Source organism: Photobacterium sp. DNB23_23_1 (assembly GCF_052873815.1).
Genome location: NZ_JBNNXT010000004.1, coordinates 94,909 through 120,307, shown reverse-complemented (window position 1 = coordinate 120,307; position 25,399 = coordinate 94,909). Strand labels below are relative to the sequence as shown.

Annotated in this window: 23 protein-coding genes; 13 read left to right on the top strand and 10 right to left on the bottom strand. The window is 46.7% G+C overall.

Features of this window, described 5'->3' with window-relative positions:
- Positions 1-273 precede the first annotated feature (273 nt).
- The 3 genes from ACVA53_RS04410 to ACVA53_RS04400 form a co-directional block, all read right to left on the bottom strand.
- Entirely contained in the window at positions 274-1,173 is a 900-nt protein-coding gene (locus ACVA53_RS04410; protein WP_446504574.1) for a lysine exporter LysO family protein, read from the bottom strand.
- A gap of 279 nt (positions 1,174-1,452) precedes the next feature.
- Positions 1,453-2,376, bottom strand: a complete 924-nt coding sequence (locus tag ACVA53_RS04405; RefSeq protein WP_446504573.1) for an HDOD domain-containing protein — start codon at positions 2,374-2,376, stop codon at positions 1,453-1,455.
- Positions 2,377-2,474: 98 nt separating this feature from the next.
- A complete protein-coding gene (locus ACVA53_RS04400) occupies positions 2,475-3,056 on the bottom strand; it encodes an LON peptidase substrate-binding domain-containing protein (RefSeq protein WP_255044729.1) in 582 nt (193 codons plus the stop codon).
- Positions 3,057-3,348: 292 nt separating this feature from the next.
- On the opposite strand from ACVA53_RS04400, the gene ACVA53_RS04395 reads away from it, so the two are divergent.
- Both ACVA53_RS04395 and dsdC read left to right on the top strand, forming a co-directional pair.
- Positions 3,349-3,936 carry a TfoX/Sxy family DNA transformation protein gene (locus ACVA53_RS04395; RefSeq protein WP_255044730.1) on the top strand — a complete coding sequence of 196 codons (588 nt, stop codon included), beginning with the start codon at positions 3,349-3,351 and terminating at the stop codon, positions 3,934-3,936.
- Between the two features lie 144 nt (positions 3,937-4,080).
- Positions 4,081-4,983 carry a DNA-binding transcriptional regulator DsdC gene (gene dsdC / locus ACVA53_RS04390; protein ID WP_446504572.1) on the top strand — a complete coding sequence of 301 codons (903 nt, stop codon included), beginning with the start codon at positions 4,081-4,083 and terminating at the stop codon, positions 4,981-4,983.
- 84 nt (positions 4,984-5,067) lie between these two features.
- Here dsdC and ACVA53_RS04385 read toward each other — a convergent pair whose 3' ends face one another.
- The 4 genes from ACVA53_RS04385 to ACVA53_RS04370 form a co-directional block, all read right to left on the bottom strand.
- The gene (locus ACVA53_RS04385) at positions 5,068-5,616 is read right to left on the bottom strand and encodes a hypothetical protein (RefSeq protein ID WP_255044732.1); all 549 of its coding nucleotides are present in this window, start codon (positions 5,614-5,616) and stop codon (positions 5,068-5,070) included.
- A 210-nt stretch (positions 5,617-5,826) separates the two neighbouring features.
- On the bottom strand, positions 5,827-6,816 hold the full coding sequence (locus tag ACVA53_RS04380) for a 2-hydroxyacid dehydrogenase (protein ID WP_255044733.1): 990 nt from the start codon (positions 6,814-6,816) through the stop codon (positions 5,827-5,829).
- Between the two features lie 133 nt (positions 6,817-6,949).
- Entirely contained in the window at positions 6,950-7,456 is a 507-nt protein-coding gene (locus ACVA53_RS04375; RefSeq protein WP_446504571.1) for a response regulator, read from the bottom strand.
- Positions 7,453-9,405, bottom strand: a complete 1,953-nt coding sequence (locus tag ACVA53_RS04370; protein ID WP_446504570.1) for an ATP-binding protein — start codon at positions 9,403-9,405, stop codon at positions 7,453-7,455. The genes ACVA53_RS04375 and ACVA53_RS04370 overlap by 4 nt, the downstream gene beginning before the upstream one ends.
- A 269-nt stretch (positions 9,406-9,674) precedes the next feature.
- On the opposite strand from ACVA53_RS04370, the gene ACVA53_RS04365 reads away from it, so the two are divergent.
- The 6 genes from ACVA53_RS04365 (at position 9,675) to ACVA53_RS04340 (ending at position 16,908) form a co-directional block, all read left to right on the top strand.
- Complete coding sequence (locus tag ACVA53_RS04365; RefSeq protein WP_446504569.1) at positions 9,675-10,988, top strand: DUF945 family protein; 1,314 nt, start codon at positions 9,675-9,677, stop codon at positions 10,986-10,988.
- Between the two features lie 279 nt (positions 10,989-11,267).
- Positions 11,268-11,684 (top strand): CBS domain-containing protein, encoded by a 417-nt coding sequence (locus ACVA53_RS04360; RefSeq protein WP_446504568.1) that lies wholly within the window; start codon positions 11,268-11,270, stop codon positions 11,682-11,684.
- Positions 11,685-12,038: 354 nt separating this feature from the next.
- Complete coding sequence (locus tag ACVA53_RS04355; protein WP_446504612.1) at positions 12,039-13,442, top strand: MATE family efflux transporter; 1,404 nt, start codon at positions 12,039-12,041, stop codon at positions 13,440-13,442.
- A gap of 232 nt (positions 13,443-13,674) precedes the next feature.
- Positions 13,675-15,090, top strand: a complete 1,416-nt coding sequence (locus ACVA53_RS04350) for an SLC13 family permease (RefSeq protein ID WP_446504567.1) — start codon at positions 13,675-13,677, stop codon at positions 15,088-15,090.
- A gap of 10 nt (positions 15,091-15,100) precedes the next feature.
- A complete protein-coding gene (locus ACVA53_RS04345) occupies positions 15,101-16,423 on the top strand; it encodes an ATP-binding protein (protein ID WP_446504566.1) in 1,323 nt (440 codons plus the stop codon).
- A gap of 11 nt (positions 16,424-16,434) precedes the next feature.
- The gene (locus ACVA53_RS04340) at positions 16,435-16,908 is read left to right on the top strand and encodes a response regulator (protein ID WP_255044740.1); all 474 of its coding nucleotides are present in this window, start codon (positions 16,435-16,437) and stop codon (positions 16,906-16,908) included.
- 55 nt (positions 16,909-16,963) lie between these two features.
- On the opposite strand, the gene ACVA53_RS04335 is transcribed toward ACVA53_RS04340, so the two are convergent.
- Positions 16,964-17,245: a hypothetical protein gene (locus tag ACVA53_RS04335; protein WP_255044741.1), complete on the bottom strand. Its 282-nt coding sequence runs from the start codon at positions 17,243-17,245 to the stop codon at positions 16,964-16,966.
- A gap of 196 nt (positions 17,246-17,441) precedes the next feature.
- Here ACVA53_RS04335 and ACVA53_RS04330 point away from each other — a divergent pair, with 196 nt between their 5' ends.
- The 3 genes from ACVA53_RS04330 (at position 17,442) to ACVA53_RS04320 (ending at position 23,016) form a co-directional block, all read left to right on the top strand.
- Positions 17,442-19,880: a zinc/cadmium/mercury/lead-transporting ATPase gene (locus ACVA53_RS04330; RefSeq protein ID WP_446504565.1), complete on the top strand. Its 2,439-nt coding sequence runs from the start codon at positions 17,442-17,444 to the stop codon at positions 19,878-19,880.
- Positions 19,881-20,086: 206 nt separating this feature from the next.
- On the top strand, positions 20,087-22,210 hold the full coding sequence (locus ACVA53_RS04325) for a methyl-accepting chemotaxis protein (protein WP_446504564.1): 2,124 nt from the start codon (positions 20,087-20,089) through the stop codon (positions 22,208-22,210).
- A 545-nt stretch (positions 22,211-22,755) separates the two neighbouring features.
- Complete coding sequence (locus tag ACVA53_RS04320; protein ID WP_446504563.1) at positions 22,756-23,016, top strand: hypothetical protein; 261 nt, start codon at positions 22,756-22,758, stop codon at positions 23,014-23,016.
- Positions 23,017-23,074: 58 nt separating this feature from the next.
- On the opposite strand, the gene ACVA53_RS04315 is transcribed toward ACVA53_RS04320, so the two are convergent.
- The gene (locus tag ACVA53_RS04315) at positions 23,075-23,236 is read right to left on the bottom strand and encodes a CCGSCS motif protein (protein ID WP_446504562.1); all 162 of its coding nucleotides are present in this window, start codon (positions 23,234-23,236) and stop codon (positions 23,075-23,077) included.
- A 107-nt stretch (positions 23,237-23,343) separates the two neighbouring features.
- Here ACVA53_RS04315 and ACVA53_RS04310 point away from each other — a divergent pair, with 107 nt between their 5' ends.
- Both ACVA53_RS04310 and ACVA53_RS04305 read left to right on the top strand, forming a co-directional pair.
- Positions 23,344-23,787, top strand: coding sequence for a CopD family protein (locus tag ACVA53_RS04310; protein ID WP_446504561.1), 444 nt, complete (start codon positions 23,344-23,346; stop codon positions 23,785-23,787).
- Between the two features lie 63 nt (positions 23,788-23,850).
- Entirely contained in the window at positions 23,851-24,615 is a 765-nt protein-coding gene (locus ACVA53_RS04305) for a GNAT family N-acetyltransferase (protein WP_446504560.1), read from the top strand.
- A gap of 6 nt (positions 24,616-24,621) precedes the next feature.
- Here the strand turns inward: ACVA53_RS04305 and ACVA53_RS04300 are convergent, their stop codons facing one another.
- Positions 24,622-25,245 carry a LysE family translocator gene (locus tag ACVA53_RS04300; protein WP_446504559.1) on the bottom strand — a complete coding sequence of 208 codons (624 nt, stop codon included), beginning with the start codon at positions 25,243-25,245 and terminating at the stop codon, positions 24,622-24,624.
- Positions 25,246-25,399 lie beyond the last annotated feature (154 nt).

Below are 25,399 nucleotides of genomic sequence, written 5' to 3'. Positions count from 1 at the left end.
AGGCTAGTGGTAAAGAGATTGGAATTACTGGTTGGCAGTAAAGTGACTTAGCCTAAGGCACACAGTTATTGGCTAGTGTCATAGGAATGCATTGATAAGAGTAAAAGAGGATACCTTAGATTTTGGGTACCCTCATTTAGATAAACAAGGATCTGAGTTAATTGATGCAAAAATAGTTTTGCTTAAACTCTTTTAGCCAATAGCCAATAGCCAATAGCCAATAGCCAATAGCCAATAGCCAATAGCCAATAGCCAATAGCCAATAGCCAACTCTTACAACGACAAAAAGAACAGCATCAATACTGGTACAAGTAAGCTGAGAATAAACCCGCTGACAATTGCAATCGGAACACAGCGTATGCCGCCACAGTTTTGGATCACCGGTAGGGTGAAGTCCATCGCGGTGGCACCAGCATAGCCGATCGCAGTACTCGGGTAGCGGCTGATCATCATAGGGATCAGGCTCAGGGCGACTAGCTCGCGCAATAATTCGTTAAGGAAAGCAGCGCCGCCCATGACAGGGCCAAGGCTGTCACCAATTAAGATACCCGCCAGAGAATACCACCCGAACCCAGAAGCCATCGCTAAGCCTTGGTTATAGGGAAGGTCAAGCAGCCATGCGGCAATCAAGCCGCCAGGCAGAGAGGTAGCAATAATCGTTAACGCGATGATGATTCCTTTCTTGTTGAGCAAAATCTGCTTCAGAGTCATCCCGCTGTTTCTGAGCTGGATGCCAATAAGGAAAAGCAGTAATAGCAATATCACTTCGCTAGCTTGATCTACCCAGCCTAGTTCGATACCTGTCATTAGACCGACAATCAACCCGCCTGCAACCACTACGATGAGCTTCATTGATTCTAAAATCATATCGCGCAATGGCAGTGTTTGGTGTCCATGAGCCGTCTCAGTTGGCATCAGTTTGTCTAGCACTGGCAGGGCAAGCAGATTACAGGCGCTGATCATTAAAAAGAATACAAGGGTGTAAGTGAGGATCTGGTTGAGGTTTTGCCCAATATTATCCAGTCCGGCCAAACTGAGCCCCATAAGGGTCAGGATCACCAGAACCAGCCTGCTGGTCTGAGTGTTGATAAACGCCAGTACTGCAGGCTTATTGATGGTAATGAAGTAGCCGATAATCAACGGCAGGAAAATATAGAGCATGCCAGAGAACATGTGGGTCCTTGTGAGTGTTGAGGCTGGTTATCCATAAACTAGCCCTTGGGAGCCTCTTTACCTCTCGATTTCTACCTAAAATTGCGTTGATGTAAAGCGACTATGTCTTCATCAATTTGGGTTGAACTCAAATGGCGAGATGACTCTGATATGAACAGAATATGACTGGGTTTGGTATATTTTCAGCAGCTTATCAGTAAGGCTGAGAATGGGTCAATAACCATTCTCAGCAAATTGATGCGCTTACTGTATGCCGGAAGAGAGTTTCAGAACAGAACTCTAAAGGCCGCTATTGCTAATGACCATTTTGAGGCGCAGATTAAATTCTTTCGCAGGGAGGTTGGTTAATTCATACATCACTTCGGCACCAGCGAGATCAAGCTCGACATGGTGTTCGTCGATAGCATCATCATTACTCTTGAACATCAGCAGGTGATGGGCCATACGTGCGACATCAAGATAGCCAGTATTGTCATTTAGCGTTGGGTGTTTAAGAGGTTGGTTGGTTGCGACTTCTAGGTAATCGTCGTCGAAGCCCCAGTGCTTAAGGATCACCTTACTGGCTTCTTGGCAGCTATGCTGGAAAACATACTTGGCGATATCGATATCGAGATAGTTACCACTATCAAGATAGGACTGGTATTCATGGATCAGGCTGAATAGGCCAATATCGGCAAACAGCCCTGCTAGCAACGCTTTTTCCGGCTCTAGTTCTTTGGGGAACTCTTCGTGGTTGGCCAAGCCATGGCTGATTAATGCCATGGTGGCAGCGAGCTGACGCGAGCGAATGGCACTCTGCTTGAGGAGTTGGTTGCATTCTTTGCTGAAGTGATACCGCAGCTTGAGCTCCTCGATGGCCTTCGCGGTAATGATATCCCTTACCCTAAAAATACCTAACCGACTGACTGCGTTATAGATATCATGGCAAACCACATTGCGACGGTTGAACATCATTGTGTTGGATATTTTGACGATATAGGCGGTGATACCAGGATCATCGATGAGAAGATCGGCAACATCGCGAACGGTAGTTTCGTCGTTATTGCATAGCTGTTGAAGCTTGCTGAGAACGGACGGGATAGGGGGAAGGATAAGCCTGTCTTTTTGCACGGCTGATTTAACTAGAGAGCAGAATTCTGACTCTAATCCCTTAATTATCTTGTCGTTTTCAGGTTTTAGCCAAAAAAAAGATACGTGAGTCATTACTGCATTACGAAAAGTCTGGACATGGCTATTCTATCGGGACTGAGAGGGGATAGATAGTGGCGATGGCACAAATTCATTACAGGATGTTTATCTGACTAGTTTTCAGGCAAGTGAAACAATTTGTGTAGGAAGCGGGCGGTTAACGTAGCGTTATTTTGGGTGATCAGTAGTTGCTTGTAGTGAACCTCAAGCGGTAGCACCTCAATCCAGCGTTGGCATACCCAAGATATATCATCCCAATGTGGTGATGGGTACAGAGAGCTGATTTCTGGCATGGATTGAAAAAATAGCTTTAGTTTATCAACCAACTCTTCATCTTTGGGCCTTAGAGTGTCACCCCCCCAGTTTGGATAAAGTGTGCAATTGCCTTTCATCAACCCGTCTTGTTCGAGATGGATGTCATGAATACGAATTTTCTGTACCCCTTCAACCACAATAGATAACAAGCCAGACTCCAACTGATCAAAGTTGATGATGTTGCATTGGGTTGCTATAGCAGGGATTTGTTTGAGTTCACTATCGACCTCTGATTCGTTAATCATACAAACGGCAAAAGGAAGATCCTTAGCTAACGCTTCCTTTAGCATCCTCAGGTAGCGCTTTTCTATCAGGGTAAATGAGCCCCTGCCACCTGGCAGTATATGGACATTGGATGGATAAAGGGCGATTTCATTCATGATATTGCCTAAAAAAGGATACCCAATGTGTGCAAGACGACGATAAGAATAAAGATAGTGCCTACTGTATATTTTGGGATACTCGTTCAGTTTTCACCATAAAAAAATACGGTCGTATTTGCCCCAAAGTGCTTATTTTTTGTCCTGTAATATGTCTGAATTCTCACTTTTAAGTGTTCACTGTTTCATATGTGGCGATTATTAATTTGCTGTGTCAAAGTCAATTTAATGACGCGATTCTATTCGGCGCTTCAGGAAAAATAAGCCATTAACAATTAATGGGAGATGAATTTTGCTAGGGTTCAGGGAAGAGATCTTTAATTATTTGCGTGAATTTGGCGTGTTTGAAAAACGCTCCATGTTCGGTGGTACAGGCATTTTTATAGAAAACGCAATGTACGCCATCATTACCGATAAGGCTGTATTCCTTCGGGGGGGGAGCAATCTCGACCAACATTTTACTTTACTCGGTTGCGAAAAGTTCAGACACATCAAACGTAGCACCACTGCCGTTGTCAATTACTACGACATTACCCAAATTTACCAAACAGATGCAAAGGCTTGTGCGAACTTAATTAAGGAGTCAATTGCTATTTCAACGTCTGATAAGAATTACAAAATGTCAGATAAAAGCAAAAGAATTAGGGACTTACCTAACATGCGTTTGACGTTGGAGCGGATGGTGAAAAAAGCCGGCGTTCCAGATGTTAGTAGCTTTGTCTCGCTGGGAGCGGTTGAGGTCTTTCGTAAAGTCCGGCAGAGCCACGGTAAAGATCTTGATGTGAAGTTGTTGTGGATGTTTGCTGGAGCCATTGATGGTTGCCATTGGACATTACTGAAAGAAGAACAAAAGCAACGCTTATTACGAGATGTACAATAAGATCTAACAAATAATTTTAAATGATAAATAAGTCACTGTCATGAGCAGTGGCTTTTGTCTTTATGTCCACCAGTGATTAGAAGCAAGAATCTGAGGACATTTAGGTATATCATGTGTTGATAAATCCATGTTGTTTAATGATATATGCGACTACCACGTTTGACTGGGCCTGTGTTATCTGGGCTCCATTGCTTTCTTATTGCAGCCGATCAGATGAGCTTTACACGCGCGGCGGAGATTTTATGCCTGACGCAAAGTGCGGTAAGCCATAAAATCAAAAATTTGGAAGATTCATTAGGCGTAAAACTGTTTATTCGCCAGCCTAGAAAGCTCACACTAACCGATGAAGGCAAGCGGCTAAAGGAAGTTCTTGCGCTTAATTTTGGTGATATAGCGAATGAGCTGAGGGATCTGCGTACCCTTGAGTTAAGCGGTGATCTCAATGTGTCAGTCCCCCCCACGTTTGCTCAGCGCTGGCTGTTACCAAGACTGAATAGTTTCTTGGAAAAATACCCCGCACTGCGTTTTCATCTGCGAACTCGTAATGAGCTGGTGGACTTCCATACCGAGTCTTTCGATTGTGCTATCTACTTTGGCAACGGAAAATACACCGGGCTGCATGTGGTCAAGCTGATGGACGAAAGCATGGTACCTGTTTGTAGCCATGAGTATGCCGATCAACATGGCTTATACGGTAATCCTGCAAAATTAACTTCTTGCATGTTGTTGCATGATGCCGCGCCATGGGCAAGAGCAGGCATAAACGATGAATGGCAGTACTGGGCACAGCAAAATGGCGTGGTGTTGCCAGAGGTGGGTTGTACATTTGACCGAGCTGATTTGGCACTGCAGGCTGCGGAGCGGGGAATTGGTGTCGCTATTGGTCGGGCGTCGTTTATAGCCGAGCAGCTCGAGTCCGGGCGGCTTGTTAGGCCCTTTACGCTTTCGGTGGCCTCACCCCAAAACTATTTCTTAGTGTGCCGTAACGAAATGGCAACGTCACCACGGGTGAAAGCGTTTATTGATTGGTTGGCTGAAGTGCAGTAGTTGCGTATACAGCTAACGGTTACAAAGAAAAACGCCCTGCATTAGCAGGGCGCTTATTATCTGCGGTGTCTATTTTAACGAAGATTAGAACTTGAATCGCGTAGACAGCATTACTTGATCGCCGTACAGTTCGTTGAATCGACCGGTAACGCCAACAGAAAATAGTTCTGTTGCGTGGAAGCGGCCGTAAACACTGCCAGTGACTTCTTCGAAATCGTCAATGTTAATGTGGCCGATAGTACCGCCAACTTCTAGCTGTGGACCCAGCCATTGACGAACACCCAAGTTCACTTCAACACCAAACTTACCGCTTGAACTTTTCAGTGCACTTTTGTTTTTAGCACTGCGTGCTTTAAGTTCACCGGTGATATCAGCCCAATTGTTAACAGGGGCGTGGAAGCCTACACCGAGTGTTGCATCCCAATCGCTTTCGAATTCAGTGTCGATGCTACCGGTGATGTGGGCATTCGGGTGGATTGAAGTGCTGAAACCAGCACCGTAAGTCAGCGGGCTAATACCAATACGCGCTTCAGTGTAGTCGTAGCTGAAATTGCTCATTGTCGGCTGGGCATTCGCCTGTACCGCTGAAACAGATGCCAGGACAAGACCTGAAGCAATTAGAGTTTTACGCATGACAAATTTGTCCAATGGGCTAAAAAATAATTGAACTATTTTAATGGACAAAAGCGAGTGTTCATAGCGGTTTTGTGGAAATTTGCTGTGTTGTTAGTAAGGTAATAGACGTAAAAGTCGACAAAATTAGTAATATTTTGTGATCGTCGATTTTAATTATCACTTTATGTTTACTAAAGGCAGGCTTATAGCCTGCCGGGCTTGGATGAATCAGACCAGCTCATTGCCTGATTGTTGTTCCTGTTCGAACTGTTTGATGTTGTTCAATGTCGTATCCGCAATGTTGCCCAAGGCCTCTTCGGTCAGGAAGGCTTGGTGTCCGGTAAAGAGAACATTATGGCAGGCTGATAAACGACGGAAGACATCATCTTTTATCACATCATTAGATTTGTCCTCAAAGAACAAATCTTTTTCGTTTTCGTAGACATCAATGCCCAAGGAGCCAATTTTGCTATTTTTTAATGCCTCGATAGCATCTTTGGAATTGAGTAACTCCCCACGGCTGGTGTTGATGATCATCACCCCATCTCGCATTTTGGCGAACGCGTTGGCATTGAGCATATGGTAGTTTTCTTCAGTCATTGGGCAATGCAAAGTGATAACATCCGCTTGGTGGTATATCTCTTCCAAACTGGTGTATTTCACGCCTAATTCAATAGCAATAGGATTTTCGTACGGATCATAGGCCAAAATATTCATGCCGAGTCCTTTTAGAATACGGGTTGTTGCAATACCTATTTTTCCCGTACCTATCACTCCGACCGTTTTGCCATGGAAGTTGAAGCCAGTCAGACCTTCCAGCGAGAAGTTGGCATCGCGGGTACGTTGGTAAGCCCGGTGGATCCGACGGTTGAGGCTCAGCATCAGGCCAAGGGTGTGTTCGGCAATGGCCTCGGGGGAGTAGGCAGGAACGCGGACAACTTGAATACCCAGTGATTTTGCTGCTTCAAGGTCGACTTTGTCGTAGCCGGCACAGCGCATGGCGATAAGCTTTACTTGGTTTTGTGCAAGAGCTTCTAGCACAGGGTGGCTCAAATCATCGTTGACGAAGGCACAGATCGCATCATAGCCCTGAACTATTTTGACTGTCTGTTGCGTCAGGCGAAAATCATAGAAGTCGAGCTGATGGTGATAATGTTGATTAATCAGTTCGAAGGAGTTTTGGTCATACTTTTTGGTGCTGAAGACTGCAACTTTCATGGATCACCTTTTCGGGTTGACTCTTCCTCGGCATAAGCCTTGGATTAGTGTAATTGATCTTGTTATTTTGTGATCAAGATAACACTTTATTCCCTAACCCGAAAAGGTTTGTATGACAATTAAATTTATAGGGTTATACGTCGGACAGCGATAACCTGCGGTGACTCAAGGCTTCCATGATCCGGTTGGCATCAAGGATCTGGATCCATGCCATCAACCCAGAGTCTGATTCATTGTCGATCACAAAGGTGGTCAGCTGATCAATGACGATCTGTCTGAGCTGATCACCGTTCCAAGGTTTGGCGATGTAGTAATCCAAGCTGGCGTTGTTGACCGCTTGTACGGTTTCCTCGAGGCCAGCTTGCCCGGTCAGCAGTACCTTGCGGGCATGGCAAGATTCTTCCTGGTGCTTGAGCTCAATGAGAAAATCGATACCTGTTTCTCCTGGCATAATGTGGTCACACAGGATCAGTGCCAGTGGGGTATGATCGGCAATGGTATCAGCGAGTACTTCTTTGGCTTCGTCGACCGATTCAGCTGCTTCGATAACGAAATGCTCTTCCAGCGAGCGCAGATCATTGATGACGCTATCAAGTACTTCCCGCTCATCATCTACGCAAAGGATCAGGTATTTGTTCATAGGCTCTCCTTAAGTGCCTCGCCTAAAGGCAAAGTAACTATCATTCTGGTAAACAGGCCGGGTTCGGATTCGACCCTGATACTGCCATTATGTTGGTGGATTATCTGTTGGCAAACCGATAACCCGATCCCAAGGCCGAAGTTGCCTTCTCGCTTGGTAGTGAAATTGAGCTCGAAAATTTTGTCTTGTTGTTCTGGCGGGATCCCCTTGCCATTATCCTCTACCATGACTTCAATCCCCTGCTTGGTTGGTCCATCGAGTGTGACTTGCCGTGTGATCACTTTAATTTGCCCCGGTTCGTCAACGGCATCAAGCGCGTTGGAGATCAGGTTAGTCCACACTTGCTGCAATGCGATAGGCTGACAACGCAGCGGTGGAAGCGAGCTGTAATCTTTAATTAATTGGTGGCGCTTGAGCTTATTTTCGAATATCACCAAGGTGTCTTCCAGCCCTTCATGGATATCGACAGAGTGTACTGACTCATCATCTTGCCGCGCATAGCTTTTCAGACTTTTGACCAGATCCGCAATCCGCTGAGCACAGACATTGATAGATCGGAGGAAGTTACCCATCTGATAGTAATTTTCCCACTCGGCAAGTACTTCTGGCAGTTTGTTTTTTTGAGGGAGCAACCATTCACGGATATAGTCGTCGTTATCAATTCCCATCTGTACCGCCTTACGGGCAAGCTGCCTATCACCGAGCACATTGGTTAATTGCTTGGCACGTTGCCGGGCTTCAGAGGTAGACAGCGGTCTTGATAGCATTGCTTGTTGCATAATGTCGTTACCACGATCTTGGTTCTCATGACTGAGTGTGGTTTTGGTAATGCTGCCGATGGTTTGTTTGAGGGTATCACTGCCGCGCAAGATAGCAGAAACAGGGTTGTTCAGCTCATGGGCCACACCAGCTACCAACTGACCGAGCATCGCCATTTTTTCTTTGTCGATCAACTGGTGATAGGCTTCATCCAATGATTTTAGGGTTTGTTGCAACCGCATTTCGGTTTGGATACTCCCTTTCAGGCGGCGGTTGGAGTTGCGCAAGAGAAGGTTGGTAAACAGGGGAAGCAACTCACTGCGTGAGTTCATGACTTTATTAAAGAGCTCTCTGTCAAGTTTGATGACATCGGTGCCGCACAGAGTCACGCCGGTTGAAAACGATGTTTCCCCAGAGATAAACGACATCCCGCCGACGAGATGACCGGGTCCGGCCCTTACCACCTCATGGCGACGCCCATGCTCATCCTTTTTATATAGCGCGACCTCACCACTGGTGATGAACCAGAGGAAGTCATTGGGTTCGCCTTCCTGGGTAAGGATATGGTTGGCACTGTAGCTGCGACAAGCGCGGGTGTCATCGTTGCTGGCAAAGAAATCATGCAGGGCATCGATCACCTGTGTGGCCAAGGTGGTATCGTCGAGGGTGTGACTATGCTGGATAAACCCTGAGCGGAACCGCGACATCTGTCGTTCTATATGGGCATTGAGGATCCTACGGTGATCAAGCAGTTGGCTGTACTTGAGGCAGTCTTCATCCGGATGTTTCAATACGAAGTGCGTGAGTTCTTTTACGAGAACTTGTTTGAGCTCTTGTGGCTTCCACGGTTTGGTGAGGCAATAGTGCAGACGTCCTTCGTTGACTGCTTGCATGATGACATCAAGCTGCGGCATATCATTGAGTAGTACTGAGCGAGCCTGCTTGCTGGCTGGGTACTGGTCGAGCGAAACCAGAAAGTTAACACCTCGGTCATCACCGAGTTCGTTGTCGCAAATCACCATTGCAACCCGCTGATTCTTAGCTTCGATATCAGCCAGAACCTTATTGGCTTCGTTAATGCTGTAGGCATTATAAATGTCGAACAGGTCGGCAAAGGCCGATAAATCCTGATTGAGCTTTTCCACAACAAGTGGGTCGTCGTCCAAACAGACAATCGCAAAACTATTCACCGTTACACCCTTCACGTCAAAATACTGCTATGTTGCTGTTATGATTAGATACTTTGTATTTTAGTGTATAAGAATCAAACACACTTGACTGAGAGCCATCTAGCAATCACGTGAGAATAGTATTACAGATTGTTGAAGGTGTGATTCTAAGCTAATTTGTTGGGGCTCTGATAAAAATGCCCTTTAAATCAATGAATATTGATAAATTTATTGTTCAGCAAGCTATGATAGACTGAGTTTTTCATCTTCAGATCTGGGACCTAAAAAAAATGCTAGGAAAAATCGGTGCGGTTGGTGGTGCAGTGGCTGTGGCACTGTGCTGGCCTTTTGCCACGGGGCAAATTGGCGAGCGTATTTATCTTGATACGCTTGGTCAGTATGAAAATCCGTATCTTGCCGTGTCCAATGACACCTATAAGCGCGGATATCTAACTTCCGAAGCGGTATCAAAAATTGAGCTAAAAGATGAGTTGAAATTTCTTTTTGAAGATGAAGGCCTACCAACCGTTTGGTTTGTTAAGCATCATGTAAATCACGGTTTTTTGAGCGTTTCCTCTACCAGTGAGCTGCAGGTGGATGACGAACTTAAGCCTATGGCGGATACATTATGGGGTGAAGGTGTTGCGCCTGTTACCTTTACGACCAACACGGCGATGACCCGTAAAACGGACTTTACCTTCCAGATCAACCCTATTGAAGAGAAAGAAATCAGCGGAACCAATGTTGCCTTGTCATCGTTTGTTATGCAGGGAACGGTGAATGCGAAAGGTGCTGGGGAGTTCCAATACCAACTTCCATCCGCTAATCTCACCACAACAGCCCATGAAGAGATGGTGCTGAAAGGCCTAAAAGGCGGTGGTAAAGGGTATCTGGATGGTCAGTTCTGGATTGGTGACCAATCTCTGACCCTTGATGAAGTGCGCTTTAGCGATTTGAATTCCGAGCAGAGTGTGGATGTGGCGCAGCTCATCGTTGGTATGGAAAATGTGCTTATTCAGCCTGAAACGCCTGAGGGAGAGGAAAAGCCTGAACTTCAGCTTTCTAACTCAAACCATATTCAGGTGGGTAAGCTGGTAATGCTGGACGGCAGCGAATACCAAAACTTCAACTTCCAGATGGCTTTCTCTGAGCTTGATTACCCGTCGTTGAGCCTATTGGGAGATATGACTGATGACCTGGAAGAACCATTGACTGAACAACAAGCAATGGAAGTGTCTGCGGCATTGGATTCGTTGGTAGCTAAAGGACTTACCTTTTCTATTGGTGATTTAAGTGTTTTGGCCCCGGAAGGTCAGGTCACTAGCAGTTTGAACATGGCTGTCGAGCCGGGTATCAGCAATATTTCGCAAAATATCGGTCAGATTGCCGAGAAACTCGGCGGTGATATTCATCTTAGCTTGCCTGTTGAGCTCGTTGAAGCCGATCCGCTGCTGAGCGAGCGTGTTGATATGTTGGAGCAGAGCTTGATTGTGGAACGCAATGCCACTCATTACCTCCTTAATATGAAGATTGATGGTGACAAGGTGATCCTCTCCAATGGTGACCAACTGCCGTTTGCGATGTTGTTTATGCTATTCATGTAATCTTTATATTGGGCCTCCATAACAAAAAAACCGCCGTTCCTAACGGCGGTTTTTTGTTTTCTCTTTCACTCAGAGAACAGCGGTTTTAAAGTGTTTTGGTATGATGATAGGTAAGATCTATTGATAAAATCGCTTATTTCAATTTAGTAATTTCAAGGAAATAGACGACACTTATATCAAAAGGGGAGCTCCCGGAGTGGGAGAGCCAATCGAAAAAATTATGGTCAGGGTAATCAGCAGAGTAGTAGGTTGTCTGACAGGCATGAATTAGGGGGATGTATGGAGTCGTTGAAGGTTAAGGATTATATGAATGTACGTCCGGTGACATTTGAGCCAAAGATGTCTCTTTCTAAGGCTCTGGATAAGTTACTTTCAGCCAAGCAGATCGGTGGCCCGGTTATTGATGAGTCTCGCAAAGTGGTTGGTTTTCTTTCCGAACAGGACATGATTCACAAACTTCTCAAAGTGGGTTATTACTGTCAAGACACCCATACGGTTGAAGAGTGTATGCACACTGAAGTGCTGACTGTATCGCCTGAAGACTCGATTATTGAGCTGGCCGATACCATGGCTGGACAAAAACCGAAAATCTACCCTGTTGTAGAAAACGGTCGTTTGGCGGGGGTTATTACGAGACGTGATGTGCTAACGGCGATCAGCAACCAGATTGGGGATTGTTTCAAGCATCCCGTTTAATCACTATTCCCGTGATGACAGTAAAGAAAGGCGCACATCGCGTCTTTCTTATTCACCCATAGTTAGGTAACGCCTTATACCAATCTGGATAAGTCGTTGATCAAGTATTTGCACTGGAAAAATCGTTGTTATCAAGGTTGATATTGCAGTCACTAGTGGCTCAAATTACAAAATATCTAACGCAGAGAACAGCGATTTTAACCTGCAAGACTGATCAAATATTTATGTAGGTTGGTATAATAGCAAGGAGAGCCTGTGCCCAAGCAGCCCCGTCCCTCTGCAGAAGCTCGCAAAGCTCAGCCCCCTAAAGATGCAAAATTCGTCACCGGTACGCCCATGAAGCATATCGTGGTGATGTCCGGTACTGGTGCTGTTGGTTTGATGGCGCTGTTTTTGGTTGACTTGCTCGATATGTTCTTCATCAGTTTACTTGGTGAGATTGAGCTAGCAGCGGCGATTGGTTTTGCCGGCACTTTGATATTTTTCTCGACCTCAGCCTCAATTGGTACCTCTATTGCCATGGGGGCCTTGGTATCCAGAGCCTTGGGTGCCAACCAACGGGATAAAGCCCGCTTGGTCACTGTCAATGTCATGATCTTTGCTGTTATATTCAGCGCGATTCTTGTCTATGGCATGATGTCCAACCTTCAGGCCTTGTTATCTATGATTGGGGCGCAGGGCAGGGTGGCTGAAGCTGCGACGGATTATCTGACTATTCTCCTGCCAAGCGCACCGATGATTGCGATTTCCATGTCGGCTGGCGCGGCATTGCGTGGTATCGGCGATGCCCGCCGTTCGATGTATGCCACACTAATTGGTGGCGGTGTGAATGCCGTGCTTGATCCTTTGTTTATTTTCGGCTTTTCAATGGGTGTTGAAGGGGCTGCGATAGCGTCAGTATTTGCCAGATTGGCGGTGATGGTGTTCTCCCTCCATGCCATTATTGTCCATCACGACTTAGTTTCCCGCCCCAAGTTCTCGGCGTTTTTCTCGTCCTTGTTACCCATTTCGGCGATCGCCTTACCGGCAATACTGACCAATACCGCAACGCCGATAGGTAATGCCATCGTGACCAGCAACATCGCGCAGTTTGGCGAGAGTTTTGTCGCTGGATACGCGGTGATAGGGCGAATCATGCCGGTGAGCTTTGCACTGGTGTTCTCTCTCTCTGGGGCGATTGGCCCGATCATTGGTCAAAATTTTGGTGCCGAGCGGTGGGATCGTATTTTACGCTCATTATCAGATGCGCTGTTGTTTGTCAGTGGTTACTGCGTGCTGGTGTCTATAATACTGTGGTCTTCGCAGGATTGGCTGATAGCGGCATTTAGTTTGCAGGGCGACGCTGCCAGCATACTGTCGGTGTTTTGTAGCTATGTTGCGATAACCTTTATTTTCAATGGTGCAATGTTTGTCGCCAATGCGGCCTTCAATAACCTCAACCGGCCGACATGGTCGACGGCACTCAATATGGGCAAAGCGACCTTGGGGACGATTCCTTTTGTCTGGCTGGGCGGAAAACTTGGCGGAGCCGAAGGGGTATTGATTGGTCAGGCAGCGGGAACCATAGTGTTCGGGATCATCAGTGGCATGTTAGTGGTTAATCAGGTCAGAAAAATGGCCGCTGAACATGAACAAAAACAGGAAGAGCAAGAAATACTCGAGCCAAGTGTGCCATTAACCCCGTTCTGTTCATCACGGACCTATATGGGGCATGAAGATGTGATTGAAGAGGCGCTCGCTATAGAAACCAAGGTTTGATTTTTGTTTTGGCCAATGTCAACCATCAAAAAGATTTATAATTCACTGGTTTATTGATCTGTTTCGGTGAAACTTCCTACCTTTAGACGCACAATTACTCAATCTAGTTTTTTACCGGTAGACAAAAGCGCTATCGGTATCTCTGATCCTGCTGCATTAATTCATTGATGAAATATTTCTAATAGCAGTGACAGACACAAAGATTCTGTGTTTTTAAGGGAATAATGTAAACATGCGTCAATATCTAAGGGTGATCATACCCGTTCTCATCCCACTCATCATTCTGATGATACCGGCATCTGCGTTTCCCGTTGAAGGGTTAACTGTTGTTCAGCAGCGTGTCATCGCGATCTTTTTGTTGGCGGCCTTGTGCTGGGTGTTGGAGCCAATTCCGATTTATGCAACGTCTGTCGTTATTATCGTTTTGGAACTCATGTTGCTCTCCGATAAAGGATTGTACTTGTTCCGTTCGGCAGAAGGGCAGCCGCATTTTGGCAAGTTGCTTAGCTACAGCGATATCATGGCGACCTTCGCCAGTCCGATCATTATGCTGTTCTTGGGGGGCTTCTTTCTTGCCATGGCTGCTACCAAATTCCGCCTTGATGTCAACTTGGCGCGTGTGCTGCTAAAGCCGTTTGGTACTCAGCCGAAATATGTCATGTTCGGACTGATGTTGATCACCGCGATTTTCTCCATGTTCATGTCGAACACGGCGACGACGGCGATGATGCTGTCGATTTTGGCACCGGTGATTGCGCTATTTGGGGCCAAGGATCCAGGAAAAGTCGCCTTTGCCCTGTGTATTCCTGTGGCGGCAAACATTGGGGGCATCGGTACTCCAATCGGTACCCCGCCCAACGCTATTGCGCTGAAATATCTAACCGGTGACAACCTGATCACTTTCGGGGAGTGGATGTTCTTCGGTGTGCCGTTTGTGGCTGTCTTGCTGGTCTTTGCATGGGTGCTGCTCAATGCGCTTTACCCTGCCAAGCAAGAAAAAATTGAGTTGACCATCAAAGGTAAGTTCTTGATGACGCCGAAGGCGATTACCGTCTATGTCACCTTCGCCCTGACTATTATTCTTTGGTTAATGGGATCGTCCCATGGCATGAACTCTTACACCGTTGCACTGATCCCGGTTGCTGTATTCTCTTTGACCGGCATTATTAACAAGGAAGATCTGAAAAAGATTTCCTGGGATGTGCTTTGGTTGGTATCGGGCGGTATCGCTCTTGGCTTGGCGTTAGACCAAACTGGGTTGGCAAAGCTGATGGTAAACAGTATTCCGTTTGATAGCTTCTCGCCATACATTGTTCTTGGTGGGGCGGCGTTGCTATGTTTGGTGATGGCAAACTTTATGTCTCATACTGCGACGGCGAACTTGTTAATGCCAATCATGGCCGCTTTGGGTACATCGATGGTGTCGCTTGTACCGCTAGGTGGCGAAATTACCTTGATTTTGGTGGTAACGTTCGCCGCTTCGCTGGGAATGTCTCTGCCTATTAGTACTCCCCCCAATGCTCTTGCCCACGCAACCGGCAATGTTCAGAGTAATCAGATGGCCCGAGTTGGGGTAATTATCGGGGTCGTTGGTGTGGTGCTTAGTTTTGCTATGATCTGGATTCTGCACTTGATTGACCACATTTAAGAGAGCCTCCATGCATCAACCAAAAGCCATGCAGCGTATCATCGATGTGTACTTCTGTGACCCAGCTCGGACCGAAGCAGTTAAAGCTGGGACACAGATACTGGTGCAAGATGGTTACAACGATAAACTGTATTGGGTGAAGAAAGGTGAGTTGTCTGGTTACCTCAAGAACGACGCTGATGTAACAGCAAAAGTGTTCAGGGTTGAGCAGGGGATGTTTTTTGGTGTTCATAGCTTCTTTGCTCAAACATTGATGGCATCGACTACTGTGGTGGCAGAAAAAGACAGCGAAATCGCGTGGATAGATCTCAAAACTCAGCCTGTTGAACCTGAAACGTTCGGTTCTCTGGCCGAGCAGTTTATGCCGGTTATGGTTCATGAGTTGGCCCAGCGCCAGATGATGACTGGGCTGCAGGCGATTGAAAAAGAAAAGGCTTTGCAAAAACTCTACGCAGCCGAGCAGATGACAACCTTGGGTCAGTTAGCGGCTGGTATTGCTCACGAGCTCAATAATGCGGTCGGTGTATTGAGCAGTAAAACCGAAGGGTTGCAGCAGGGAATTTGCCGCTTTCTGGAAGAAAATAAGCCGGAAGTCAGTCCGTTTCTTGATCTCGGTATTTGCGATGGTCAAGCCGTTACCTCGGCTCAGGCTCGCAAACGTGCCAAGCAGCTACAGCAAGATCTTGGCCTCGAAAGGGAGCCGGCTAGACAGCTTGCCCGTGCGGTGCCAGAGGGTGAGGTACCAGCATATTGGCTCGAGAACCTCAATGAGGCTTTGCAGTATTGGGATATCGGCCGAGATCTGCATGATATGCGGTTGGCCTCGAAGCATGCTGCCAGTATTGTCCGTTCGGTGAAACAGCTTGGCGGCACTGACAATGCTCGTCAGCCAGAGGTTGATGTAAACGATACGATCCACAAATCACTGGCTCTGCTGCAAAGTAATTTAAGGCGGGTCAATGTGGTATTGCGTCCGGCAGTATTGCCGACCATTACCGCCAGTACCACAGAGCTGGTGCAGGTATGGGTCAATATTATCAAGAATGCCTGTGATGCCATGGAGCATACTGCAGAGCCGCAGATCGAGATTATTACGCGGCATTCAAAGAACCGTCTGTTGATCACCATCAGTAATAATGGGCCGATGATCGATGAAGCGACACGACGGAAAGTTTTTCAACCTAACTTTACAACCAAAAAAGGTGGGTTGTCGTTCGGATTAGGGCTGGGCCTCTCGATAGTACAGCGGATAGTCAACAGTTATGGTGGCACCATTGCACTAAAGAGCGACCTAGATAAAACAAAATTTCGTATTAAATTGCCAATCGCGTAAGGGAATGGTTCATGGAAAAACTAAACATTATCTGTGTAGATGATCAAAGGGAAGTACTCAGCGCTGTATTGAAAGATTTGTCGCCGTTGAATGATTTCTTCCATGTTGAAGATTGTGAGTCAGCGGATGAAGCACTTGAATTGATGGACGAACTGGATGCCGAAGGCGAGTTCATTGCGTTGGTGATCTCAGATCATGTCATGCCGGGTAAAACTGGTGTCGAGCTTCTGACAGAGGTTTCGCAGGATACCCGCTTTCACAAAACAAAGAAGGTTCTGCTGACCGGTCAGGCAACACACCAAGACACCATCGTGGCAATTAACCGCGCTCGTATCGAAAGTTATTTCGAAAAGCCTTGGAAAGCTGAGAGCTTGCTGACGACAGCACGTAGCCTTATCACCGAATATATCTTTGATATGGGAATGGATTACCAGCCGTGGATGGAGATCCTTGATAATGGTGTGGTGTTCAGGCGTTTGAGTTAAGGACGTAATTAAAACAAAAAAGCAGGCACAGCCTGCTTTTTTGTATCTGAATAGCCTAGGCTGCCACAATATTGTTTCTGACCAAACCGCGCTTGATGTTCCGGCACATTTTGCCAAAGCGCGAAATATCGTCGAAATCCGGCGAATCGCCTCGCTCTAATGCACACTCCCAGTAAGAAACCTCCGATTCCAGCAATTCCATCAGCTTTTTTGGACAACCGATGCAACTGTTGTCAGGGCCACAGACAAAAGTATCAGAGTCATAAAGTGGCAGCTCTAACTTAACTTGTTCGATGATCTGAAGCATTGCCGTACGGCGATCGGGTTTCTTTGCCATTGTCGATGTGTGCTATAGGGAAACAGGGTGGCGAGGGTATAAAAAAACATAGCGGTATGTCCATAACCAATTTGTGGTTACCTTCAGTGTAGAAGAAATCTTATATACCTTGTGACTTGACCTTAGACTTAACTCCAAGGTTTATAGTTATAGACATTGTGAGCAAACCATAGATAACAAAGACAAGGAGAAGGCCATGTGTGCCCAATGCAATAATAAGAAGTTACATGTTCATTCAGTGAAAGCTGCCAGCGTAGGTCAGCCTTCTGTTGTGGTTGAAAACAACACCCCAGAATCGTGCTGTGCATCAAGCAGCTGCCAATCAACCCAAACACCAGCAACCTCGCAAGAATCGGAATTATCGCCGGGCGATGACGATCCTGCCTCCGGCGCCTCCTCAGGGTTTTCAGTGAATAAAATCACTTCCGCAGAGGCAGCGGCAGAATCGTCATGTTGCAGTTCAGGTGGCTGCAGCAGTACAGCGAGCGTAGAAGAACAGAGCGATGACGCTCAAAGTGACGATGTTTCTCCAGCCCCTCACAGTACAACGATAAGTTGGAAAGTCGGCGGTATGGACTGTCCAAGTTGCGCCAGTAAATTAGAAAAGGCGATTAATGGCCTTGATGGTGTTGTTTCCGCGAAAGTGATGTTTGCCACTGAAAAGTTGGTCGTTAATTGTCAATCTTCTGAGATATCGGGCGCTATTGTTGCGAAAAGCCGTGAAACTGGCTTTTCGCTCTTTAGCTCTGGCGGTTCATCAGAAGAAGACAAGCCTGCGAGTTTGCTTAAGGAAAATCTTCCTGTACTGATGATTGCGGTGATGATGCTTATTTCATTTTTGGTCAGTAGACAGTCTGAAGCCATGGGGTTAGCGGCGTTTACGGCGACCACCTTGGTAGGGCTACTGCCCATCGCTCGCAAGGCCATCAATTTGGCAAAAAGCGGTTCGCTATTTTCCATCGAGACTCTGATGAGCGTGGCTGCCATTGGTGCTCTGTATCTGGGGGAAACCGCAGAAGCTGCCATGGTGCTACTGCTGTTCCTTATCGGTGAGCAGCTTGAGGGCTACGCCTCAGCAAAAGCGCGCAGTGGGGTGAAATCGCTGATGGCCTTGGTGCCGGAAAAAGCTAGCCGTATTTTGCCTGATGGGAGCAAAGAGCAAGTGTCGGCCAGTGAGCTCCAGCAAGGTGATGTCATCGAAGTGGCACCGGGTGGTCGTTTGCCCGCTGATGTAGAGCTATTGGATGCGGCGGCTAGTTTTGATGAAAGTGCATTAACCGGTGAATCCGTACCGGTTGAACGCTTGCCGGGTGAGCAGGTAATGGCGGGTGCATTGGTAGCGGATAAGGTGGTACGTCTACGTATTATTTCAGAGCAGGGCGCGAATGCTATTGACCGTATTTTGCATCTGATCGAGGATGCAGAATCGCGTAAGGCACCACTAGAGCGCTTTGTTGATCGGTTTAGCCGCTGGTATACCCCAGCGATGATCGTGTTGGCTGCTTTGGTGGTTGTTGTGCCACCGATGTTGTTTGGACAAAACTGGGATGAATGGCTGTACAAGGGCCTAACGCTACTTTTGATTGCTTGTCCATGTGCTCTGGTGATTTCGATTCCAGCAGCGATTACATCAGGTTTGGCAGCGGCAACACGTCGTGGTGCTCTGATTAAAGGCGGGGCTGCACTTGAACAATTAGGAAGAATTCAAACCGTTGCTTTTGATAAAACCGGTACCCTCACCGAAGGTAAACCTGTAATGACAGATATTGTCAGCTGGGATGGCGACGAAGCGCGTTTGTTGCGCCAATCAGCGGCGGTAGAGGTGGGATCTGCCCACCCACTGGCACAGGCTGTGGTCAATGCCGCGAAAGAGCGTGGTTTGCAGGTTGAAGAAGCGCAAGAGCGTCAAGCGCTGCCTGGACGAGGTATTCAGGGGAATTGCGACGGTGATACCTTGATGCTGGTGGCTGCTGATCGCATGCCAGAAAATGTATCGCTGACAGCACAGCAGTCAGAGCAAGCTTATGGGCTAGAGGGAGAAGGGAAGACCTTGGTGGTTGCTCTTCGGAACTTGCAACCGGTAGGGCTCATTGCTTGGCGTGATAACTTGCGTGCAGACAGTGCCAAAGCGGTACAGAAGCTCAAGGAGATGGGGATTCACTCTGTGATGCTGACCGGTGATAACCCGCGTGCTGCGGCCGCAATTGCTGGCGAAATCGGGATTGCGTTTGAAGCAGGTTTGCTTCCGGAAGACAAGGTACAGCATGTAGAGTTGGCAAACCAACGCGCCAATGTGGCTATGGTCGGTGACGGTATCAACGATGCACCGGCAATGAAAACGGCCTCGATTGGTATTGCGATGGGCGGAGGGACAGATGTGGCGTTGGAAACTGCCGATGCTGCCTTGACCCATAACCGTGTCTCAGAGCTGCCAATGATGATTGCTCTGTCGAAAGCGACGCTGGCCAACATCAAACAGAATGTATTTCTGGCGCTAGGTTTGAAAGGGGTTTTCTTGATTACCACCTTGCTGGGTATGACAGGCTTGTGGGTTGCGGTATTGGCCGATAGCGGAGCAACGGCATTAGTCACCCTTAATGCGCTGCGTCTGTTGACGTTTAACTACAAGGAATAGATTGCTCTGAACGATTCGCCCAAGATTGGTGCATCACTTCAATGTGATGCACCAATGTTGACCGGGAGTGGTCATACTAAGTTTTTTATCATTTATTTCAGTGTGTTGTCCCTATCATCCACTATCAAACCATAAAATACCAAACTGTTGAGTTTGGTATTTTTTTTGCATTTAAAACAATAGGATGATGTATATGGATAGATACAATGCAGCTCTCACAGCAAGAAAAGAACTGGCTCCCAATTTGGGGCCCTAATGGTAAGCTGGCGATGCGTAAAGCGTGCTGGCTAAACCGAGATAAGATCTCTTACCTTGAAGAGACATTCGACAGTATTTCGAATACGCGGGTAAGGCTGCTCCATACTTGGACAGAAACACAGTGGGACTTCCTGCAAGATGCGATGTTCTACCTCGCGACAAAACCAACACAAGAGCAGCCTAATGTTCTGGGTCAATTGCTAAAACGAAATAATGACTTTTCAGAACTATTTATTGTTAATGCCGACGGCATGATCACGGCAAGCAGTTTTCCCGCTCATGTTGGTCAAGTTCATCGCCAACAAGACGCATTGGCCCAAGGGCGTGAAAAGCAATTTCTGCATGGGCCGTACATCGATAAGCAGACGTTGGCACCGGGCCCTTCAAGCTCAAGCTTCCATGATGAAGTCACATTGATGTTCTATCAGCCGATAGAAGTGTCTGGCACTTTCATCGGTTGCCTATGTGGCCGCGTTCCGAATGACGTGCTGGGAGATTTGATCCAGCGAGAAGCCGGGCATATTTATAGTGAGTCGGGTGATAACTACATATTCATGGTTGATTCGAAGTTTGAACCGTCAATTCAGCCTGGTATTGCCCTTTCTCGTTCACGTTTTGAAGACAGCACGTTTTCTCATGGCGAGAACCTGAAATCGGGTATTGGAACTGATTGGGGGGCGGTCAAGATCGATAAACATACCGAGTTTGAAATTGTATTCACCGATCCGGCCACCAAGAAGCTGCATCCAGGCGTCAGGGAGACAATTGCTAAAGGCGAAAACCTGTATGTGGAATATCCAGGTTATTCCGACTATCGCCATATACCGGTGATAGGGAAGGGCGTGACATTCCAGCTTCGTGGCTCTCCCGATCGCTGGGGGATGATGTGCGAGGCCGATCTTGAAGAAGTCTATCGTCACCGTTCCCTTGCCAAGAAATTGAGTAATAAGTACTTACTGATTTGGCTGTTTACCGTTGTGCCTCCTTTGTTTCTCTCGCACTTTATGTCATTGGGGATCCCAGCTCTCGGCCTGATGATGGCCATGTCACTGCTGATTGGCTACGGTGTGTTCAAGTATATGTTCGCAATGCCTATGGTAAGGCAGCTTGAACAAATGACAGGGGTGATAAAAACCATTGCGGAAGGTGATGGGGATCTAAAGCGCAGGCTTGATAGCCAGCAATTTCATCCCGATGAGACGGGGGATTTAGGCCGATGGATTAACAGCTTCATTGATAACCTCGAGGGAGTGGTCGGCGGCATTATCTTTGCCTCAAGTGAAGTTGAACAGGTGAGTAATTCAATGTTGCGCCGCTGCAGTGTGGTGGATGATTGTACCGTTCAAACCTCTGGCTCTATCGACTCCCTGTTAACATTAACCCACCATCAGCAAGCTGAAATCCACAAAGCAGAGCAATCAGCGCAGCAGTTACAAGAATTGATGCAGAATATGGTCGATTCCGCACAAGAAGAGTATCAGCAAGCGGTAAGCAATACTCAAGAGATCAAAGATATCGTTAAAGCGTCTGCAAATAGCGTGAATGAAATTAACGACGAGATGAAACATATTGAAGGGATTGTTCGACTTATTTCGGAAATTACCGAGCAAACTAATTTGTTGGCTTTGAATGCGGCTATCGAAGCGGCTAGAGCCGGCGAACATGGCCGTGGGTTCTCTGTGGTGGCTGATGAAGTGAGGAACCTCGCCACCAAAACATCAACCGCAGCCAATCATATTGGTGAAACGGTAAGTAAATTGCGTGGCCAATCAAAAACCGCGGTCAGCTATATGGAGCAGGGCGTACAAAATGTCGAGCAAAGCTCGATGATATTGGACTCAAGCCAGCGCAGTGACAAGCTACAGCAAGCGGTGGAATCCATGTTCCAAACCATTAATGTCATTGCTTCGACCAGCGAGCGGCATAGTGATACAGCAGAAAAAGCACAGAGCAGTATGTCATCGCTGGAACTGTCCTCTCAGCAGTTAACACGCCGAACAACCTTGGTGAAAAACTCGATTATTCGATTACACCAGCTAGTTGATCGGTTTGAAGTCTCTTCGGCAAGCTAGATTACAGTGAACAATAGGCACCTACGGGTGCCTTTTTTATATTGAAGAGCAAAACATTGTGAGATGGCACGAAATATGTCAGTAAGCCTCTAGCCTTAAGATATTGCAGACGCCAACAATGACGTGCTAGAAAAGCCTCGTCACGCTAAGGTATAGATATTTTATTTTTGGCCAAGGAGAGCGCCGTGCTCGAGTTAAAGGTCCCCCTTTATTGCTGTTCAATATTTTCGCTGCGGTCATTTTATTGCCGTTACTGAAGGTGAGCAGGAAATCGCGATTTCATACTGGCAAACTGAAGCCGATATTCAGCGTTGGCATCAAGACAGTCAGCACGCGGTTGCCCAGCAGTTAGGACGTGATAAATGGTACCAGTCATATACCGTTCAAGTGGTTGAGGTTAAGAGGCAATATAGCTTCGAGGGGGGGTAAGGCTAACGTAAAACAATAGCCGAACGCTTTTTAGCCGTAATTGTAGGTGGCTTCTTAAACTGCGTAAAAGGAAAAGGGTACGCTTTTATTGTATATTTCAATTGAGGTGAATACAGATGAAAGCATCTTCCCGAAATAAATCAATTGCCATTATTTCAGGCCTGTTTTTTCTTATCGGCCTAGCAGCCTTTCAGATAGATGCGCTGGGTATACTTCCGATTTTTATTATTGTTATTTCCTTTTTTACGTCACTGATACACGGTTGGTTGTATCTTTCCGGGTATAAAGGTACCGATGCTTTCAGCGTCTATCAGGATGGCGCTAAAACTAAGGCGACGGCGCTATATTCAGGCTTTAAACGAAAAATCGGTAAGTGAACGGGGATATTTGCTGATGTGAGCATCGCAGGAAATACCCCTCGTTCGCATTGCGAGGCTATGAGCAAGAGCCGCAACAAAAACCGGGTTCACCGTGGTTCTTCGCTGTTTTAGTCTCTTCAGCCTGCTGAGCTTCACTTGAGGCAGGTTGCTCAACAAGTTTTTTATCTTCGGCTTTCTCGGTGTCTTTCTTAAAAATCTTGGTAAATGAAATAGCCATTCGACTTCTCTCCTGATGCTGTTGAGTGATATATTTACTAAGTTGTATTTTTGATGCGTGTTATGATGGGTTAATCATGACTGTCAATGATCTTTTAGGGAGAAAGCATGTTTGGCTTGTTACTTTCATTGCACATTATTTCTGCAACTATTTGGACTGGTGGGCATATTGTGTTATCGCTGGTGATCCTTCCGTCGGTGTTAAAAAATCACAACCCACAGCAATTAACGGATTTTGAGCAGGTATATGAAAAAATCGGTATGCCTGCGTTAATCGTTCAGGTTGTAACGGGGCTAATGCTGGCTTATCGCATGTTGCCAGATATCACGTTGTGGTTTGACACCAGTATTCCAATAGCCCATGGAATTGTGGCTAAGTTATTCTTGTTGGCAATAACCGTACTCTTCGCGTTGGACGCAAGATTCAGGGTGATCCCAAAACTGTCACCTGATAACTTATGGGATATGGCCTGGCATATTATTCCAGTGACAGTGGTATCGGTATTGTTTGCACTGGTCGGTGTTTCCTTCCGCGTCGGGTGGTTAGTATGATAACAACAGGCTAGGGCAGAGAGAATAACCGTGACTTTCAGATAAAATAGATCTCAGGACACAATGGATACATTGGACGTAATGCATGCTTACAACGAGCATGAAAGAAAAACGATAAAGCCTGTAAATGGAAAGGTCATTGAGACTGACGAAGTGGTCAAGTTCGTTTCGGATAACGCCGAGGGCAGCTATGTTTCCTTTTTCTCTGTGACAGAAGATAATGCAAAATCTGTCATTGAGCGGGAGAAGGCTTTCTTTACTGAGCGAGGCTTAACGTTCGAGTGGAAAACCTATAGTACCGACTCACCGCATAATATCGGTGAGCGATTGCTGGAAAGTGGTTTTGTACAAGAAGAGGCAGAGTCATTCATGGCCTTGGATCTGTCGACAGCCGTTGAAAGACAACTTGATGACAGGCAGTTTATTGAAGTCTCTGATGCTAAAGGGATCAGGGATGCTGTCAGCGTGCAGGAGCAAGTATGGGGTGGAAATTATGATTGGCAATATACCTACTTACTCAATGTGAAAACTCAATCCCCCGATGAAATTTCAATTTACGTTGTTTACGATGATGGCAAGCCAGTCACTTCCGCTTGGATTGTCTTTAATGGCGATAGCCCCTTTGCTGGGATTTGGGGTGGTAGTACTATTCCGGGATACCGAGGACGAGGGCATTATTCGCTATTGCTCAATAAGCGTATCAATGAAGCAAAGGCACAAGGTAAACAATACCTCATTATCGATGCATCGGAGATGAGCCGACCTATTGTTGAAAAGCATGGTTTTGTACTTATCTCCAAAACCACGCCTTACATATTCCAGCCCTAAACGGGATTACCCTGCTGCTAGCCAGATCCCGACGCCCATCATCAGTGAACCGGCGATGCGGTTTAGCATTTGTACATTGCCTCGCTGTTGCAGGAACCGGCGCAAGGTTCGACCACCGCTGGCATACAGCAATAGGCAGCTGAATTCAGTGATTAGGATAATGGTGATCAGTACTGATAACTGCGGCACTAATGCTTTGTCGGTATTGATAAAAGGGGGCAGTAACGAAATCATAAACGCCCAGCCTTTAGGGTTGGCGATAGCGGTAACAAAGCCTTGAATCGCCAAACCTATTGGTGAGGTATCAACCTCATTATCAAGGTTATCTGGAATAGCCAACTTGCCGCGAGAGCGCCACATCTGAATACCCAACCAGAATAGATAGCCACCACCGATGTATTTCAGGAATAAGAACACCGCAGGGTAGTTGAGCATAATAGCCGCAACACCTATCACTGACGCTATGGAAACCAGCGCCACCCCAATAAGTTCTCCCCACATCATCGGCAAGCTTCTACGAACCCCAATAGTCATACCGAGTGTCATCGATAGGGTCATGCACATACCCGGAGTGACAGAGACGAAAAAGAAAGTAGGAATAAATACAGCCAATATGGCGAAGTCGATCATTAAATAACGTCCTTGCAGTTAACTATACTGACGGGGCAGTGTGGGAAATAGATAAAATAAGGGGCTATTATCGTTTAACTCAGTAATAAAAAATAGTGTGATAAGCCGCACGAGCAAACGATTTTTGGTGATCCGTATCACCAATTCGTGCAAC

Bases quoted from the DNA above. Each gene is read 5' to 3' on its own strand.
- ACVA53_RS04350 (WP_446504567.1), top strand. From the start codon at position 13,675: ATGCGTCAATATCTAAGGGTGATCATACCCGTTCTCATCCCACTCATC.
- ACVA53_RS04320 (WP_446504563.1), top strand. From the start codon at position 22,756: ATGAAAGCATCTTCCCGAAATAAATCAATTGCCATTATTTCAGGCCTG.
- ACVA53_RS04365 (WP_446504569.1), top strand. From the start codon at position 9,675: ATGCTAGGAAAAATCGGTGCGGTTGGTGGTGCAGTGGCTGTGGCACTG.
- ACVA53_RS04310 (WP_446504561.1), top strand. From the start codon at position 23,344: ATGTTTGGCTTGTTACTTTCATTGCACATTATTTCTGCAACTATTTGG.
- ACVA53_RS04300 (WP_446504559.1), bottom strand. From the start codon at position 25,245: ATGATCGACTTCGCCATATTGGCTGTATTTATTCCTACTTTCTTTTTC.
- ACVA53_RS04335 (WP_255044741.1), bottom strand. From the start codon at position 17,245: ATGGCAAAGAAACCCGATCGCCGTACGGCAATGCTTCAGATCATCGAA.
- ACVA53_RS04355 (WP_446504612.1), top strand. From the start codon at position 12,039: ATGTCCGGTACTGGTGCTGTTGGTTTGATGGCGCTGTTTTTGGTTGAC.
- ACVA53_RS04405 (WP_446504573.1), bottom strand. From the start codon at position 2,376: ATGACTCACGTATCTTTTTTTTGGCTAAAACCTGAAAACGACAAGATA.
- ACVA53_RS04340 (WP_255044740.1), top strand. From the start codon at position 16,435: ATGGAAAAACTAAACATTATCTGTGTAGATGATCAAAGGGAAGTACTC.
- ACVA53_RS04375 (WP_446504571.1), bottom strand. From the start codon at position 7,456: ATGAACAAATACCTGATCCTTTGCGTAGATGATGAGCGGGAAGTACTT.
- ACVA53_RS04315 (WP_446504562.1), bottom strand. From the start codon at position 23,236: ATGGCTATTTCATTTACCAAGATTTTTAAGAAAGACACCGAGAAAGCC.
- ACVA53_RS04345 (WP_446504566.1), top strand. From the start codon at position 15,101: ATGCATCAACCAAAAGCCATGCAGCGTATCATCGATGTGTACTTCTGT.
- ACVA53_RS04410 (WP_446504574.1), bottom strand. From the start codon at position 1,173: ATGTTCTCTGGCATGCTCTATATTTTCCTGCCGTTGATTATCGGCTAC.
- ACVA53_RS04400 (WP_255044729.1), bottom strand. From the start codon at position 3,056: ATGAATGAAATCGCCCTTTATCCATCCAATGTCCATATACTGCCAGGT.
- ACVA53_RS04385 (WP_255044732.1), bottom strand. From the start codon at position 5,616: ATGCGTAAAACTCTAATTGCTTCAGGTCTTGTCCTGGCATCTGTTTCA.
- ACVA53_RS04325 (WP_446504564.1), top strand. From the start codon at position 20,087: ATGCAGCTCTCACAGCAAGAAAAGAACTGGCTCCCAATTTGGGGCCCT.
- ACVA53_RS04360 (WP_446504568.1), top strand. From the start codon at position 11,268: ATGGAGTCGTTGAAGGTTAAGGATTATATGAATGTACGTCCGGTGACA.
- ACVA53_RS04305 (WP_446504560.1), top strand. From the start codon at position 23,851: ATGGATACATTGGACGTAATGCATGCTTACAACGAGCATGAAAGAAAA.
- ACVA53_RS04330 (WP_446504565.1), top strand. From the start codon at position 17,442: ATGTGTGCCCAATGCAATAATAAGAAGTTACATGTTCATTCAGTGAAA.
- dsdC (WP_446504572.1), top strand. From the start codon at position 4,081: ATGCGACTACCACGTTTGACTGGGCCTGTGTTATCTGGGCTCCATTGC.
- ACVA53_RS04380 (WP_255044733.1), bottom strand. From the start codon at position 6,816: ATGAAAGTTGCAGTCTTCAGCACCAAAAAGTATGACCAAAACTCCTTC.